At 75.3% G+C, this 13960-nt stretch carries 13 protein-coding genes; all 13 read right to left on the bottom strand.

The features are described from left to right. Entirely contained in the window at nt 1-1425 is a 1425-nt protein-coding gene (gene argH, locus ACYVKY_RS16410; protein WP_460436059.1) for an argininosuccinate lyase, read from the bottom strand. Then, nucleotides 1425-2855: an argininosuccinate synthase gene (argG, locus tag ACYVKY_RS16405; RefSeq protein WP_460436058.1), complete on the bottom strand. Its 1431-nt coding sequence runs from the start codon at nt 2853-2855 to the stop codon at nt 1425-1427. The genes argH and argG overlap by 1 nt, the downstream gene beginning before the upstream one ends. Beyond that, entirely contained in the window at nt 2852-3385 is a 534-nt protein-coding gene (locus ACYVKY_RS16400) for an arginine repressor (RefSeq protein ID WP_460436057.1), read from the bottom strand. Before ACYVKY_RS16400 ends, argG begins: the two co-directional genes overlap by 4 nt. Then, nucleotides 3382-4329: an ornithine carbamoyltransferase gene (argF, locus tag ACYVKY_RS16395; protein ID WP_460436056.1), complete on the bottom strand. Its 948-nt coding sequence runs from the start codon at nt 4327-4329 to the stop codon at nt 3382-3384. Before argF ends, ACYVKY_RS16400 begins: the two co-directional genes overlap by 4 nt. Further along, nucleotides 4326-5579 carry an aspartate aminotransferase family protein gene (locus ACYVKY_RS16390; protein ID WP_460436055.1) on the bottom strand — a complete coding sequence of 418 codons (1254 nt, stop codon included), beginning with the start codon at nt 5577-5579 and terminating at the stop codon, nt 4326-4328. Before ACYVKY_RS16390 ends, argF begins: the two co-directional genes overlap by 4 nt. Then, nucleotides 5576-6457 carry an acetylglutamate kinase gene (gene argB, locus ACYVKY_RS16385; RefSeq protein WP_460436074.1) on the bottom strand — a complete coding sequence of 294 codons (882 nt, stop codon included), beginning with the start codon at nt 6455-6457 and terminating at the stop codon, nt 5576-5578. Before argB ends, ACYVKY_RS16390 begins: the two co-directional genes overlap by 4 nt. Nucleotides 6458-6516: 59 nt before the next feature. Then, nucleotides 6517-7668, bottom strand: a complete 1152-nt coding sequence (gene argJ, locus ACYVKY_RS16380) for a bifunctional glutamate N-acetyltransferase/amino-acid acetyltransferase ArgJ (protein ID WP_460436054.1) — start codon at nt 7666-7668, stop codon at nt 6517-6519. Further along, a complete protein-coding gene (locus ACYVKY_RS16375; protein WP_460436053.1) occupies nt 7665-8081 on the bottom strand; it encodes an ACT domain-containing protein in 417 nt (138 codons plus the stop codon). The genes argJ and ACYVKY_RS16375 overlap by 4 nt, the downstream gene beginning before the upstream one ends. Further along, nucleotides 8078-9130 (bottom strand): N-acetyl-gamma-glutamyl-phosphate reductase, encoded by a 1053-nt coding sequence (gene argC, locus ACYVKY_RS16370; RefSeq protein WP_460436052.1) that lies wholly within the window; start codon nt 9128-9130, stop codon nt 8078-8080. The genes ACYVKY_RS16375 and argC overlap by 4 nt, the downstream gene beginning before the upstream one ends. Before the next feature lie 53 nt (nt 9131-9183). Further along, nucleotides 9184-9594: a hypothetical protein gene (locus ACYVKY_RS16365; RefSeq protein ID WP_460436051.1), complete on the bottom strand. Its 411-nt coding sequence runs from the start codon at nt 9592-9594 to the stop codon at nt 9184-9186. Between the two features lie 75 nt (nt 9595-9669). Further along, nucleotides 9670-10488, bottom strand: coding sequence for an SDR family NAD(P)-dependent oxidoreductase (locus ACYVKY_RS16360; RefSeq protein WP_460436050.1), 819 nt, complete (start codon nt 10486-10488; stop codon nt 9670-9672). After that, a complete protein-coding gene (gene pheT, locus ACYVKY_RS16355; protein WP_460436049.1) occupies nt 10485-13028 on the bottom strand; it encodes a phenylalanine--tRNA ligase subunit beta in 2544 nt (847 codons plus the stop codon). Before pheT ends, ACYVKY_RS16360 begins: the two co-directional genes overlap by 4 nt. Next, nucleotides 13028-13960: phenylalanine--tRNA ligase subunit alpha (gene pheS / locus ACYVKY_RS16350; protein WP_460436048.1), on the bottom strand; the 933-nt coding region annotated here is incomplete at its 5' end. The genes pheS and pheT, both read right to left, overlap by 1 nt.

The following is a 13960-nucleotide window of genomic DNA, read 5'->3' as shown; positions in this document are numbered from 1 at the left end:
TCAGGTGCGGGGACCCGCCCACGAGCGGGCGGTCGAGAGCGCGGCGCGGGCCTGCTCGAGCTGCTCGGCGACGCGCACCGGGGCGGTGCCGCCGACGCCGTCGCGGCTGGCGAGCGACCCCTCGACCGAGAGCACCTCGCGCACCCCGGGCGTGAGCGCCGGGTGGACGGCGGCGAGGTCGTCGTCGGTGAGGTCCCACAGCTCGATGCCGCGCTCCTCGCACACCCGCACGCACGCGCCCGCGACCTCGTGGGCGACCCGGAAGGGCGTCCCCTCGCGGACGAGCCACTCGGCGACGTCGGTCGCGAGCGCGAACCCCTGCGGCGCGAGCTCGGCCAGCCGGTCGACGTGGAAGGTCAGCGTGGCGACCATGCCGGCCACGGCGGGCAGCAGGACCTCGAGGGTGTCGACGGCGTCGAACACCGGCTCCTTGTCCTCCTGCAGGTCGCGGTTGTACGCGAGCGGCAGTCCCTTCAGCGTCGCGAGCAGGCCGGTGAGGTCGCCGACGAGCCGCCCGGCCTTGCCGCGCGCGAGCTCGGCGACGTCGGGGTTCTTCTTCTGCGGCATGATCGACGACCCGGTGGAGAAGGCGTCGTCGAGGGTGACGAACGAGAACTCCTTCGTGGCCCACACGATGACCTCCTCGCTGATGCGCGAGAGGTCGACGCCGACCATCGCCGCGACGAAGGCGAACTCGGCGACCACGTCGCGGGCGGCCGTGCCGTCGATCGAGTTCTGCACCGGCCCGTCGAAGCCGAGGTCGGCCGCGACGGCCGTGGGGTCGAGCCCGAGCGAGCTGCCGGCCAGCGCGCCGGAACCGTAGGGGGACAGCGCCGCACGCGCGTCCCAGTCGCGGAGCCGGTCGACGTCGCGCAGCAGCGGCCAGGCGTGCGCCAGCAGGTGGTGCGCGAGCAGCACCGGCTGCGCGTGCTGCAGGTGGGTGCGGCCCGGCATCGGCGCACCGGGGTGCGCGGCGGCCTGGTCGACCAGCGCCTCGACGACGTCGAGCACGCCCCCGGCGACACGGCGTGCGTTCTCGCGCAGGTACATCCGCACCAGCGTCGCGATCTGGTCGTTGCGCGAGCGTCCGGCGCGCAGGCGTCCGCCGAGGTCGGCCCCGGCGCGGTCGATCAGCCCGCGCTCGAGCGCGCCGTGCACGTCCTCGTCGGACGGCTCGGGCCCGAACGCGCCGGACGCGACGTCGGCGTCGAGGCGGTCGAGCGCGTCGAGCATGCCGGCCAGCGCGTCGTCGTCGAGCAGGCCGGCGCGGTGCAGGACGCGGGCGTGCGCGCGCGACCCCGCGATGTCGAGACGGGCCAGGCGCCAGTCGAAGTGCGTGCTGCGCGACAGCTCGGCGAGGGCCTCGGCGGGGCCGCCGGTGAACCGGCCGCCCCACAGCGCACCGCCGTGGGTGGTCTCGCCCATCAGTCGGTCCCGACCTCCATCGCCGCGTTGTCGAGCGCGGCCTCCTCGTCGCCGTCGACCGTCGGGTTGCGGGTGATGCGGTCGGCGCCACCCGCGGGCAGCGCGCCGAACAGCGTGCCGTTCTCGACCAGCACCTGCCCCTGGTCGAGCGGCTGGTCGGCGTAGAGCTCGAGCAGCGCGCGCGAGTCGGCGATGTCGAGGTTGCGCATCGTCAGCTGCCCGATCCGGTCGGTGGGGCCGAACGCCGCGTTCTCGGTGCGCTCCATCGACAGCTTCTCGGGGTGGTACGAGAACGCCGGGCCGTCGGTGCGCAGGACGGTGTAGTCGTCGCCGCGTCGCAGCCGCAGCGTCACCTCGCCGGTGACGACGGAGGCGATCCAGCGCTGGATCGACTCCTGCAGCATGAGCGACTGCGGGTCGAGCCAGCGGCCCTCGTACAGCAGGCGGCCGAGCCGGCGTCCCTGCTGGTGGTAGCTGGCGATCGTGTCCTCGTTGTGCACGGCGTTGAGCAGCCGCTCGTACGCCGTCCAGAGCAGCGCCATGCCCGGGGCCTCGTAGATGCCGCGCGACTTGGCCTCGATGATGCGGTTCTCGATCTGGTCGGACATGCCGAGGCCGTGCCGGCCACCGACCGCGTTCGCCGCCAGCACGAGGGCCACGGGGTCGTCGTACCGCACACCGTCGATCGCGACGGGACGGCCGCGCTCGAACGCGATCGTGACGTCCTCGGTGGGGATCTCGACCGCGGGGTCCCAGAACCGGACGCCCATGATCGGCTCGACCGTCTCGAGCGAGACGTCGAGGTGCTCGAGGGTCTTGGCCTCGTGGGTGGCTCCCCAGATGTTGGCGTCGGTGGAGTACGCCTTCTCGGCGCTGTCGCGGTACGGCAGGTCGCGCTCGGTGAGCCACTGGCTCATCTCGGCGCGACCGCCGAGCTCGGAGACGAAGTCGCGGTCGAGCCACGGCTTGTAGATGCGCAGGTCGGGGTTCGCCAGCAGCCCGTAGCGGTAGAACCGCTCGATGTCGTTGCCCTTGAACGTGGAGCCGTCGCCCCAGATGTCGACGCCGTCCTCGTGCATGGCGCGCACGAGCAGGGTGCCGGTGACCGCGCGGCCGAGCGGCGTGGTGTTGAAGTAGACCTTGCCGCCGGAGCGGATGTGGAAGGCGCCGCAGGCCATCGCCGCCAGCCCGGCCTCGACCAGGGCCAGGCGGCAGTCGACGGCGCGGGCGAGCTCGGCGCCGTACTGGCGCGCGCGGCCGGGGATGGCGTCGATGTCGGGCTCGTCGTACTGCCCGATGTCGGCCGTGTACGTGCAGGGCACGGCGCCCTTCTCGCGCATCCACGCCACGGCGACGGACGTGTCGAGCCCGCCGGAGAAGGCGATGCCGACCTTCTCGCCGACGGGCAGCGACGTCAGGACCTTGCTCACGGTTTCTCCTCCGGGGTGGTGCGGTCGTCGTCCCGGCCGGAGGCCAGGGCGAGGAAGCGGGCGGCGAGGGCGTCGCCGCCGGTGGGGTCGCGGCCGATGACGAGCAGCGTGTCGTCGCCGGCGATCGTGCCGAGCACCGACGGCAGGACGGACTGGTCGACCGCGGACGCGAGGAACTGCGCGGCGCCGGGCGGCGTGCGCAGGACGACGAGGTTGGCGCTGTGCTCGGCGCTGACGAGCAGCTCCTCGCACAGCCGCGCGAGCCGGGCGTCGAGCTGCTCGGGGGCGACCGCCGGGTGCGGCGTGCGGTCGCCGCCGAACGACGGGACGGCGTACACCAGGCCGTGCTCGGCCGAGCGGACCTTGCTGGCGCCGAGCTCGACCAGGTCGCGCGACAGCGTCGCCTGCGTGACGGCGACGCCCTCGGCAGCCAGCAGCGTCGCCAGCTCGGGCTGGGACCGCACGGCGTGGTGGCCGAGCAGCTCGACGATGCGGGCGTGGCGCGCGGTCTTGGTGGCGGGGACGGTCACGAGCCGTCCCGGGACCGCTCGAGCAGCCAGACGAGCAGGGCCTTCTGGGCGTGCAGCCGGTTCTCGGCCTCGTCCCAGACCACCGACTGCGGGCCGTCGATGACGTCGGCGGCGATCTCGAGGCCGCGGTACGCGGGCAGGCAGTGCAGCACGATCGCGTCGGCGGCGGCACGGGCGAGGCAGGCGGCGTCGACCGCGTAGGGGGCGAACGGGCTCGAACCGCCTGCGCGCGAGTCCTTCTCGGACTCCTGCCCCATCGACACCCAGGTGTCGGTCGCGAGCACGTCGGCGCCGGCCCCTCCCTCGGCGGGGTCGCTGGTGACGAGCACGGAGCCCCCGGTGCGGGCCGCCACGGCCTCGGCGTCGGCGACCACCGCCGGGTCGGGCAGGTGCGTGGCCGGCGTGACGACGCGGACGTGCATGCCGGCGGTCGCGCCGCCGAGCAGGTACGAGTGCGCCATGTTGTTGGCGCCGTCGCCGAGGTAGGCCAGCGTCAGCCCGGCGGCCGACCCCTTGTGCTCGACCACGGTCTGCAGGTCGGCGAGGACCTGGCACGGGTGGAACAGGTCGGTGAGGGCGTTCACCACCGGCACCCGGCTGACCGCGGCCATCTCCTCGAGCCGCTGCTGCGCGAAGGTGCGCCACACGATCGCGGCCACCTGGCGGTCGAGCACCCGGGTGGTGTCGGCGACCGGCTCGCCGCGTCCCATCTGGCTGGCCTGGGCGTCGATCACGAGCGGGTACCCGCCGAGCTCGGCGACGCCCACGCTGAACGAGACCCGGGTGCGCGTCGACGGCTTGTCGAACAGCACCGCGACGGCGCGCGGCCCGTCGAGCGGGCGCTCGGCGGACCGGTCGGCCTTGAGCCGCGCCGCCAGGGCGAGCACCTCGGCCTGCTCGTCGGGCGAGAGGTCGTCGTCGCGCAGGAAGTGGCGCACGGTCACGGGGTGCTCCCCTCGTCGGCGGCGAGCGCGCGCTCGCACAGGTCGGGCAGGGCAGTGGTGAACGAGTCGGCCTGCTCGCGGGTGAGCACGAGCGGCGGGGCGAGGCGGACGGTGTCGGGCGCGACCGCGTTCACGACGAAGCCGGCGTCGAGGGCGGCCGCGACGAGTGCCACCGCCACGGGCCGCCGCAGCACCACCCCGAGCAGCAGGCCCTCGCCGCGCACGTGCGACACCAGCTCGTGGGCGCCGGCGAGGTCGGCGCGCCAGGCCTCGCCGAGCGAGCGGGCGTGCTCGACCAGGCCGTCGCGCTCGATGACGTGCAGGGTCGCCAGCGCGGCCGCGCACGCCACCGGGTTGCCGCCGAAGGTGCTGCCGTGGTTGCCGGGGCCGAGCAGCGTGCCCGCCCGCTCCCCCAGGCCGACGACCGCGCCGACGGGGAAGCCGCCGCCCAGCCCCTTGGCGAGGGTCACGACGTCCGGCACGACGGTCGTGCCGTCCGGGAGGCCGCCGACGTGGACGTGCTGGTGGGCGAACCACGCGCCGGTGCGCCCGACTCCGGTCTGCACCTCGTCGAGGACGAGGAGCGCCCCTGCGGCCGAACAGATCTCGCGTGCCTGCGCCAGGTAGCCCGGCGGCGGCGTCACGACGCCGCCCTCGCCCTGCACGGGTTCGAGGACCACGGCGGCGACGGTGTCGTCGACCACCCGGCGCAGGGCCTCGGCGTCGCCGAACGGGACGTGCTCGACGCCGCCGGGCAGCGGCTCGAACGGCTCGCGGTAGGCGGTCTTGTGGGTCAGGGCGAGCGCGCCCATGCTGCGGCCGTGGAACGCGCCCTCGGCCGCCACCACCCGGGTGCGCCCGGTGCGCCGCGTCATCTTGAACGCGGCCTCGAGCGCCTCGGTGCCGCTGTTGCACAGGAAGACCCGCGACCCGGACGGCGCGTCGAGCAGCGCCAGGAGCCGCTCGGCCAGGGCCACCTGCGGACCGGTGGCGAAGAAGTTCGACACGTGGCCGAGGGTCGACAGCTGGGCGGTGACGGCGCCGACCAGCGTCGGGTGCGCGTGGCCGAGGGCGTTGACGGCGATGCCGGCGAGCAGGTCGAGGTAGCGGTTGCCGTCGGCGTCCCAGACCTCGCAGCCGTCGCCGCGCACGAGGACGCGCTGCGGCGGGCCGAAGGTGTTCATGATCGCACCCGCGTACCGCGCGGTGAGGTCGGCGGAGCTGGCTGCGGTGGTGCTGACGTCGCTCACGGGACCACCATCGTCCCGGTGCCGTCGCTGGTGAGCATCTCCAGCAGCAGGGCGTGCGGCAGCCGGCCGTCGACGACCGTGGCGCGGCGCACGCCGCCCTGCACGGCGCGCAGGCACGCCTGCATCTTCGGCGCCATGCCGGAGTCGATCTCGGGCAGCACCCGCTCGAGCTCGGCGGCCCCGATCTGCTGAACCAGCGTGGAGCGGTCGGGCCAGTCGGAGTACAGGCCCTCGACGTCGGTGAGCACCACCAGCTTGATCGCCCCCAGCGCGACGGCGAGCGCGGCCGCTGCGGTGTCGGCGTTGACGTTGAGCACCTGGCCCGTGCCGTCCGGCGCGACCGTGGAGACCACGGGGATGCGTCCGGCCGCCACCAGGTCGAGGATCGCGGCGGGGTCGACCTCGACGACGTCGCCCACCAGGCCGACGTCGACCGGCTCGCCGTCGACGACGGGCTGCGTGCGCTCGGCGCGGAACAGCCCGGCGTCCTCGCCGGACAGGCCGACGGCGTACGGGCCGTGCCCGTTGATGAGCCCGACGAGCTCGCGGCCCACCTGCCCGACCAGCACCATCCGCACGACGTCGACCGACTCGGCCGTGGTGACCCGCAGGCCGCCGCGGAACTCGGACTCGATGCCCAGCCGGCCGAGCATCGACGACACCTGCGGCCCGCCGCCGTGCACGACGACCGGGCGGATCCCGCAGTGCCGCAGGAACACCATGTCGTCGGCGAACGCCTGCTTCAGGGTCTCGTCGACCATCGCGTTGCCGCCGTACTTGATCACGACGACCTGCCCGTGGAACTCCTTCAGCCACGGCAGCGCGTCGGTGAGCGTGGCGGTCGTGCGCGCCACGTGCGCGGGGTCGGTCGTGCGCATGGGACGGGTGGTGCCCCAGCGGGCCACCCCTGCGGCTGCGTCGTCGGTCATGGCTCCGCTCACGTCGAGTAGGCGCTGTTCTCGTGGACGTACGCGTGGGTGAGGTCGTTCGTCCACACCGTCGCGCTGGCGTCACCGGCCTTGAGGTCGACCAGCACGTGCACGTCGCGGCCGGTGAGGTCGACGCCGGCGGGGTCGTCGGCGGGCACCGACCCGCGGCAGACGGCGACGCCGTTGAGCGTGACGTCGAGGTCGAGCGGGTCGAACGCGGCGTCGGTGGTGCCGATCGCGGCGAGCACGCGCCCCCAGTTCGGGTCGCGGCCGAACACCGCGCACTTGAACAGGTTGTTGCGCGCGATCGAGCGACCGACCTCGACGGCGTCGTCCTCGCTGGCGGCGCCCACGACCTCGACGGCGATGTCGTGCTCGGAGCCCTCGGCGTCGCGCATGAGCTGCTGCGCCAGGTCGTGGCAGACCGCGGTGACGGCGGCGGTGAGGTCGTCGAGCGAGGACGTCGTGCCGGAGGAGCCGCTCGCCATCAGCACGACCGTGTCGTTCGTGGACCGGCAGCCGTCGGAGTCGAGCCGGTCGAACGTCACCCGGGTCGCCGCCCGCAGCGCGGCGTCGCAGGTGGCGGCGTCGACGTCGGCGTCGGTGGTGAGCACGACGAGCATCGTCGCGAGCGACGGCGCCAGCATGCCGGCGCCCTTCGCCATGCCGCCCACCGTGAACCCGCCGGTCTCGACCACGGCCTGCTTCGGCACCGTGTCGGTGGTCATGATCGCCTCCGCCGCAGCGGTTCCGGCGTCGGGGGCGAGCGCGGCGTGCGCCTCGCGGACGCCGGCGAGCAGGCGCTCGCGCGAGAAGAGGACGCCGATCAGGCCGGTGGAGCAGACGACCACGTCGGACGCGCCGGTGCCGGTGAGGTCGGCGACCAGCTCGGCGGTGGCGTGCGTCGTCGCGAACCCCTCGGGCCCGGTGTAGCAGTTGGCGCCGCCGGAGTTGAGCACGACGGCGCGGGCCGACCCGTCGGCGGTGACCTGCTCGCTCCACAGCACGGGGTTCGCCTTGCACCGGTTGGTCGTGTACACCGCGGCGACCGCGTCGCGCGGGCCGGTGTTCACCACGAGCGCGACGTCGGACCGGCCGCTCGCCTTGAGCCCGGCCGTCACCCCGGACGCCGAGAAGCCCTGGGCCGCGGTGACGCTCATGCCGGCACCACCTCGTGGCCGGCGCCGGTCCAGCAGGCGGCAGCGGCCGCCGAGTGCTGGGCAGGCGTGAGGATCCAGTCGGTGTCGTAGGTCGCCACGATGAGGATGGGGATCTCGGCCTCCGCGAGGGGTGCGAGCAGGGCGGCGAGCACGCCGGTGAGCCCGTGGTCCATCGGACCGACCACCTGGAAGGCGGCGTAGGGGCCCATCACCGCGCCGGGCAGCGTGTCGGGGACGCTGCGCGCCGGGCAGACCACGCTGGTCTCGTCGCGGGTCCACGTGACGCTGATGAGCGGCGCGCCGTCGGCCCACGCGGGCAGCACCGAGCCGGCCGGCAGCCGCACGACGCACACCGGCTCGGTGTGCTCGGCGATCGTCCAGGTGCGGGGACCCACGGTCGGTGGCGTCGTCACGGCGACACCCCCGCGCTGGTCAGGCCGGTCGTCTCGGGCAGGCCGAGCGCGAGGTTGAGGCACTGCACCGCGGCACCCGCCGTCCCCTTGGTGAGGTTGTCGACCGCCGCGACCACCACGACGCGACCCGCGGCCTCGTCGACCGCCACCTGCAGCTGCACGGCGTTCGCCCCCAGGGTGTCGGCCGTGCGCGGCCACCGGCCCTCGGGGAGCACGTGGACGAACGGCTCTTCGGCGTAGGCGTCGACCCACGCCGACCGCACGGCCGCGGGGTCGGCACCGGGGGCGAGCCGCGCCGTGCAGGTGGCGAGGATGCCGCGCGGCATCGGCGCCAGGGTGGGCGTGAACGAGACGGTGACGTCGCCGGTCGTCAGACCCGCTGCCGCAGCGAGGTTCTGACGGATCTCGGGGACGTGCCGGTGGCCGCCGCCGACGCCGTAGGGCGACATCGACCCCATCACCTCCGACCCCAGCAGGTGGGGCTTCACCGCCTTGCCCGCACCGGAGGTGCCCGAGGCCGCCACGACCACCAGGTCGGCCGGCTCGACGACACCGGCGACCAGGCCCGGCGCCAGGGCGAGCGAGACGGCGGTCGGGTAGCAGCCGGGGACGGCGACGCGGCGGGTGCCGCGGAGCAGGTCGCGCTGGCGCCCGCCGTCCGGGAGCTGGAGCTCGGGCAGGCCGTACGGCCAGGTGCCGGGGTGCTCGCCGCCGTAGAAGGCGTCCCAGGCGGCGGGGTCGACGAGCCGGTGGTCGGCCGAGACGTCGACGACGACCGTCGCGGGGTCGAGCTCGCGGGCGAGCGCGCCGCTCGCGCCGTGCGGCAGGCCCAGGACGACGACGTCGTGGCCGGCGAGCGTCTCGGCGGTGGTGGGGGCCAGGACCCGGTCGGCGAGCGGGAGCAGGTGCGGCTGGTGCTCCCCCAGCCGGGTACCGGCCGAGCCGTGGGCGGTGACGGCGCCGATCTCGACCTCGGGGTGACCGAGGAGCAGCCGGAGCACCTCGCCGCCCGCGTAGCCGCTCGCTCCTGCGACCGCCACGGTGACCATGCGCATGATCATACACACGCGAGCATGATCATGCAGGACGGCCCGGTGGGCGGCTACCAGTCGAAGCCGGCAGCGACGAGCGCCGACTCCGCCTCGAACCGCTGGCTGGGGCGCAGCGGCACCGGCCCCTGCGGCTCCTGCACGCCGACGCCGCGGCAGGTGCGGATCAGGACGTCGTCGTAGGCGGCCGTGCACGCGGCGATGCGCACGCTCTTGGCCGGCAGGTCGCTGTCGGCGATGCGGCGCACCTCCTCGCCCAGGCGGCGCAGCTCGAGCCCCAGCAGCACCGGCGGGATGGGCTCGGGGCGAGGACGCCGGGCGTCGCGCCAGTCGTCGAGGCGGGCGGCGAGGGTGCGGAACGGGAACGGCGCGCGGCCCGACAGCGCCCAGCGGGCGGCGGCGTACACCAGGTCGAGCACGACCATGAGCGCGACCGCCACCACGACGTACAGCAGGACGAGCATCCCGGCCTCCCTCGGCCCCGGTGCCCCCAGTGTGCGCCCGCAGGGCGGGCGCGGCAACGGTGGTGGGACGGCGCCTCAGACCGCGACGTCGTCCGGCCCGAGCGCCTGCACCCGGAGCCGGCGGGCGCGCTCGTCCAGGCCGGGCTCGGCAGCCTGCAGCGACGCGACGGTGTCGACGCCCGCGCGCAGGTAGCGGCCGGACCACGCGTCGAGCCCGCCCGCCGCGACCGCGACGACGAGGTCGACGAGGTCCTGGGGATCGGTCCACTCCGTGCGGCCGTCGTGCATCGCCATCGCGCCGGTCATGTCGGTGCGCACGACGCCGGGCGAGACGTCGAAGGCCCGCAGGCCGCGGTCGTACCCCGCCAGGTGCAGGTTGCCGGTGAGCCGGAACGCACCGGCCTTGGCCGCGCAGTAGGCCGAGTAGACGTCGCGGTCGGTGGCGCCGGCGCCGGACGAGACCGTCACGACGCGCCCGGCGCCCTGGGCGACCATGGCCGGCACGAGCGCCCGCACGCAGTGGAACGGCCCCAGCAGGTCGGCCTCGACCACCGTGCGCCAGGTGGCCGGGTCCTCCTCCCAGGCGGGCACCTCGGTCGGCTCGATCACACCGGCGTTGTTCACCAGCAGGTCGACCGGACCGAGCGCCTCGACCGCCTCGCGCGCAGCCGCCTCGACCTGCGCGTGGTCGGTGACGTCGGCGACGACCACGTCGCACCTGGCACCGTCGGCCAGCCGCGGCCGCAGGTCGGCCGCGACCCGCTCCCCCGCGGCGCGGTCGCGCACCAGCAGGGCCAGCGACAGCCCGGCGTCGACCAACCCGGTCGCGAGGTGGCGACCGAGCCCGCGCGAGGCCCCGGTGACCAGGGCCGTGCGGCTGGCCGGGACGCTCACGCGCCCCTCAGCACCGCGCCGTGGCGCTCGCCGGCGGGCGCGACCGCCGCCCCGCGCACGGCGGCCAACTCGTCGGCGGTCAGGGTGCGGTCGGGCGCCCGCATCCGCAGCGCGAACGCCAGGCTGCGCCGTCCCTCGCCGACCTGCTCGCCGGTGTAGACGTCGAACAGCCGGACGTCCTCGAGCAGGTCGCCGCCGCCCTCACGCAGGGCGCGCTCGACGTCGGCCGCCGGGACGTCGTCGGCGACGACCAGCGCGACGTCCTCCTTCACGACCGGGAACGCGCTGACCGGCTGGGCCGTCACCGGCGCGCCGGCGGCGGCGGTGAGCACGTCGAGGTCGATCTCGAACGCGACGCTGCGGGCGGGCAGCCCGAGCCGCTCGCAGACCTGCGGGTGCAGCTCCCCCGCGTGGCCCACCAGCGTGCCGTCGACCAGCGCGAGCCGGGCGCAGCGACCGGGGTGCCAGGGGGCGTGCACGTCGGCGGAGACGACCACCTCGACGCCGAGGGCCCGGGCCACCCCGCGCGCGGCGGCGATCGCGTCGCCGTGGTCGACCGGCCGACCGGGGCCCCACCAGCCCGCGGGGTCGGCGTGCCCCGCCGCGACGCCGGCGACGCGCACCGGCTGGGGCGGGACGGCCGCACGCAGCTGCGCCAGCTCGTCGTCGGAGGGGCGCACGCCGACCGGGTGCACCGGGGCGTCGCCCTCCCGGACGGGACGCTCCGGACGCGTCACCATGCCGATCTCGAACAGTCGCACATCCGCGGCGCCGCGGGAGACGTTGCGGCGCAACGCGGTCAGCAGCGTCGACAGCAGGTTGCTGCGCAGGAACGGCTGCTCGTCCGAGAGCGGGTTGGCGAGCCGCACCAGGGTGCGGCGTGGGTCGTCGGCGTCGAGGCCGAGGTCGTCGTGCACCGACGCCGCGACGAACGGGTAGGTGAGCACCTCGTCCCAGCCGGTCTCGGCGAGGGTGCGGCCGGCGGCGCGCCGGGCGCGCTGCGCCCGGGTGAGGCCGCGCCCGGCCGGTGCGACCGGCAGCACCGACGGGATGGCGTCGTAGCCCTCGAGCCGGGCGACCTCCTCGACCAGGTCGGCCGCGACCGCGAGGTCGGGCCGCCACGACGGCGGGAGCACGTCGAGCACGTCGGAGGAGTCGTCGACCTGGCAACCGATCTCGCGGAGCCGGGCCACGACGGTGGCCGGCGCGTACGGGACGCCGACGAGCCGCGCGGGCAGGTCGGACGGCAGCCGCACCGCCCCGGGGGCGGGCACGTCGTCGAGGTCGCCGACCGGACCCGGCGTGCCGCCGCCGTGCTCGACGAGCAGCCGGACGGCGAGCTCGGCCGCCGCGGCCTGCAGGCGCGGGTCGACGCCGCGCTCGAAGCGCTTGCTGGCCTCGCTGGGCAGCCGGTGCCGCCGCGCCGTGCGGGCGATCGAGACCGGGTCGAACCACGCGGCCTCGACCAGGACGTCGGTGGTGCCGGGGCCGACCTCGGTCTCGGCACCGCCCATGACACCGGCCAGGCCGATGATCCGCCCGCCGTCGGGACCGTCGGTGATGAGCAGGTCCTGCGGGTCGAGCTCGCGCACGACGCCGTCGAGCGTGGTGAGCCTCTCGCCCGCGCGGGCGCGGCGGACCACGATGCCCGCGGGGTCGAGCGTGCCGAGGTCGTAGGCGTGCAGCGGCTGGCCGACCCAGAGCATCACGTAGTTGGTGACGTCGACGGCGAGCGAGATCGGCCGCATGCCCGCCTGCTGCAGGCGGCGCTGCAGCCAGAACGCCGACGGGGCGGCCGGGTCGATGCCGCGCACGACCCGTCCGACGAAGCGCGCGCACCCGGTGCGGCCGTCGACGGGGGCGTCGTCGCGCACCGACACGGGGTGGGCGTCGGCGGTCGGCGCCGGCACCTCGACGTCGGCGGGGTCGCGGAAGGTCGCGTCGCGCGCGACCGAGTGCCCGTACTCGCGCGCGACGCCGCGGACGCTGAAGCAGTAGCCGCGGTCGGGCGTCACGTTCACCTCGACGGTCGCGGCGTCGAGCCCGAGCAGCGCGATCGCGTCGTCGCCGGGCTGCACGCCGTCGAGGTCGAGGCCGGTCTCGGTGAGGACCACGATGCCGCCGTGGTCGTCGCCCAGCCCGAGCTCGGCCGCGGAGCAGATCATCCCGTCGGACACGTGCCCGTAGGTCTTCCGCGACGCGATCGCGAACCCGCCGGCCAGCACCGCCCCCGGCAGCGACACCACGACGAGGTCGCCCTCGCCGAAGTTGTGCGCGCCGCAGACGATCCCGCGCGGACCGCCGTCGGCGGCGGCGTGGTCCGGGCCGACGTCGACCGTGCACCAGCTGATCGTCTTGCCGTTCTTCTGCGGCTCCTTCGCGACGGTGAGCACCCGGCCGACGACGACCGGGCCGCTCACGTCGCCGCCGTGGGTGGCCTCCTCCTCGAGACCGACGCGCACGAGCGCCGCCGCGACCTCCTCGGGCGTGGCGCCGGCGGTGTCGACCGTCTCGGCGAGCCACGTCAGCGGGACGCGCATCAGCCCTCCATCCCGTACTGGGCCCCGAACTGGGCGTTGAAGCGGACGTCGCCCTCGACCATGTCGCGCATGTCGGCGACGCCGTTGCGGAACATCAGCGTGCGCTCGACCCCCATGCCGAACGCGAAGCCGGAGTACACCTCGGGGTCGACCCCGCACGCGCGCAGCACGTTCGGGTTGACCATGCCGCAGCCACCCCACTCGATCCAGCCGGTGCCGCCGCAGGTGCGGCACACCGGGTCGGCGCCGTCGCAGACGAAGCAGCGCAGGTCCATCTCGGCGCTCGGCTCGGTGAACGGGAAGAACGACGGGCGGAGCCGGGTGGTGACGCCCTCGCCGATCACCGCCGACGCGAAGTGGTCGAGCGTCCCCTTGAGGTTCGCCATCGTCAGGCCCTTGTCGACGGCGAGCCCCTCGACCTGGTGGAACACCGGCGTGTGGGTGGCGTCGAGCTCGTCGGTGCGAAAGGTCTTGCCGGGCACGACGACGTAGACGGGCAGGTCGCGCTCGAGCAGCGACCGGGCCTGCACCGGCGAGGTGTGCGTGCGCAGCACCAGGCCCGACCCGGGCGGGTCGACGAAGAAGGTGTCCTGCATCTGCCGGGCCGGGTGGTCGGGCCCGAAGTTCAGCGCGTCGAAGTTGAACCACTCGGCCTCGACCTCGGGGCCGTCGGCGACCTCCCACCCCATGCCGACGAACACGTCGCCGATGCGCTCCATCAGCGCGGTCAGCGGGTGCCGGGTGCCGAGCGGGTGCCGGTCGACCGGGAGGGTGACGTCGACGGCCTCCTCGACCAGGACCCGCGCGTCGCGCTCGGCCTGCAGCACCTGCGTGCGCGCGGCGAGAGCGTCCTTGACCTGGCGGCGGGCGGCGCCGACGCGGGCACCGGCCTCGGCCCGCGCCGCCGGCGGCAGCGCGCCGATCTCGCGGTT

This window comes from Angustibacter speluncae (assembly GCF_054777815.1).
The sequence above is the reverse complement of the archived record's forward strand: the minus strand, read 5'-3'. Positions and strand labels throughout refer to the sequence as shown.

Excerpts from the sequence above, each read along its gene's own strand:
- argH (WP_460436059.1), bottom strand. The coding sequence starts at position 1,425 with ATGGGCGAGACCACCCACGGCGGTGCGCTGTGGGGCGGCCGGTTCACC.
- argB (WP_460436074.1), bottom strand. The coding sequence starts at position 6,457 with ATGCGCACGACCGACCCCGCGCACGTGGCGCGCACGACCGCCACGCTC.
- argJ (WP_460436054.1), bottom strand. The coding sequence starts at position 7,668 with ATGAGCGTCACCGCGGCCCAGGGCTTCTCGGCGTCCGGGGTGACGGCC.
- argC (WP_460436052.1), bottom strand. The coding sequence starts at position 9,130 with ATGGTCACCGTGGCGGTCGCAGGAGCGAGCGGCTACGCGGGCGGCGAG.
- ACYVKY_RS16365 (WP_460436051.1), bottom strand. The coding sequence starts at position 9,594 with ATGCTCGTCCTGCTGTACGTCGTGGTGGCGGTCGCGCTCATGGTCGTG.
- pheT (WP_460436049.1), bottom strand. The coding sequence starts at position 13,028 with ATGCGCGTCCCGCTGACGTGGCTCGCCGAGACGGTCGACACCGCCGGC.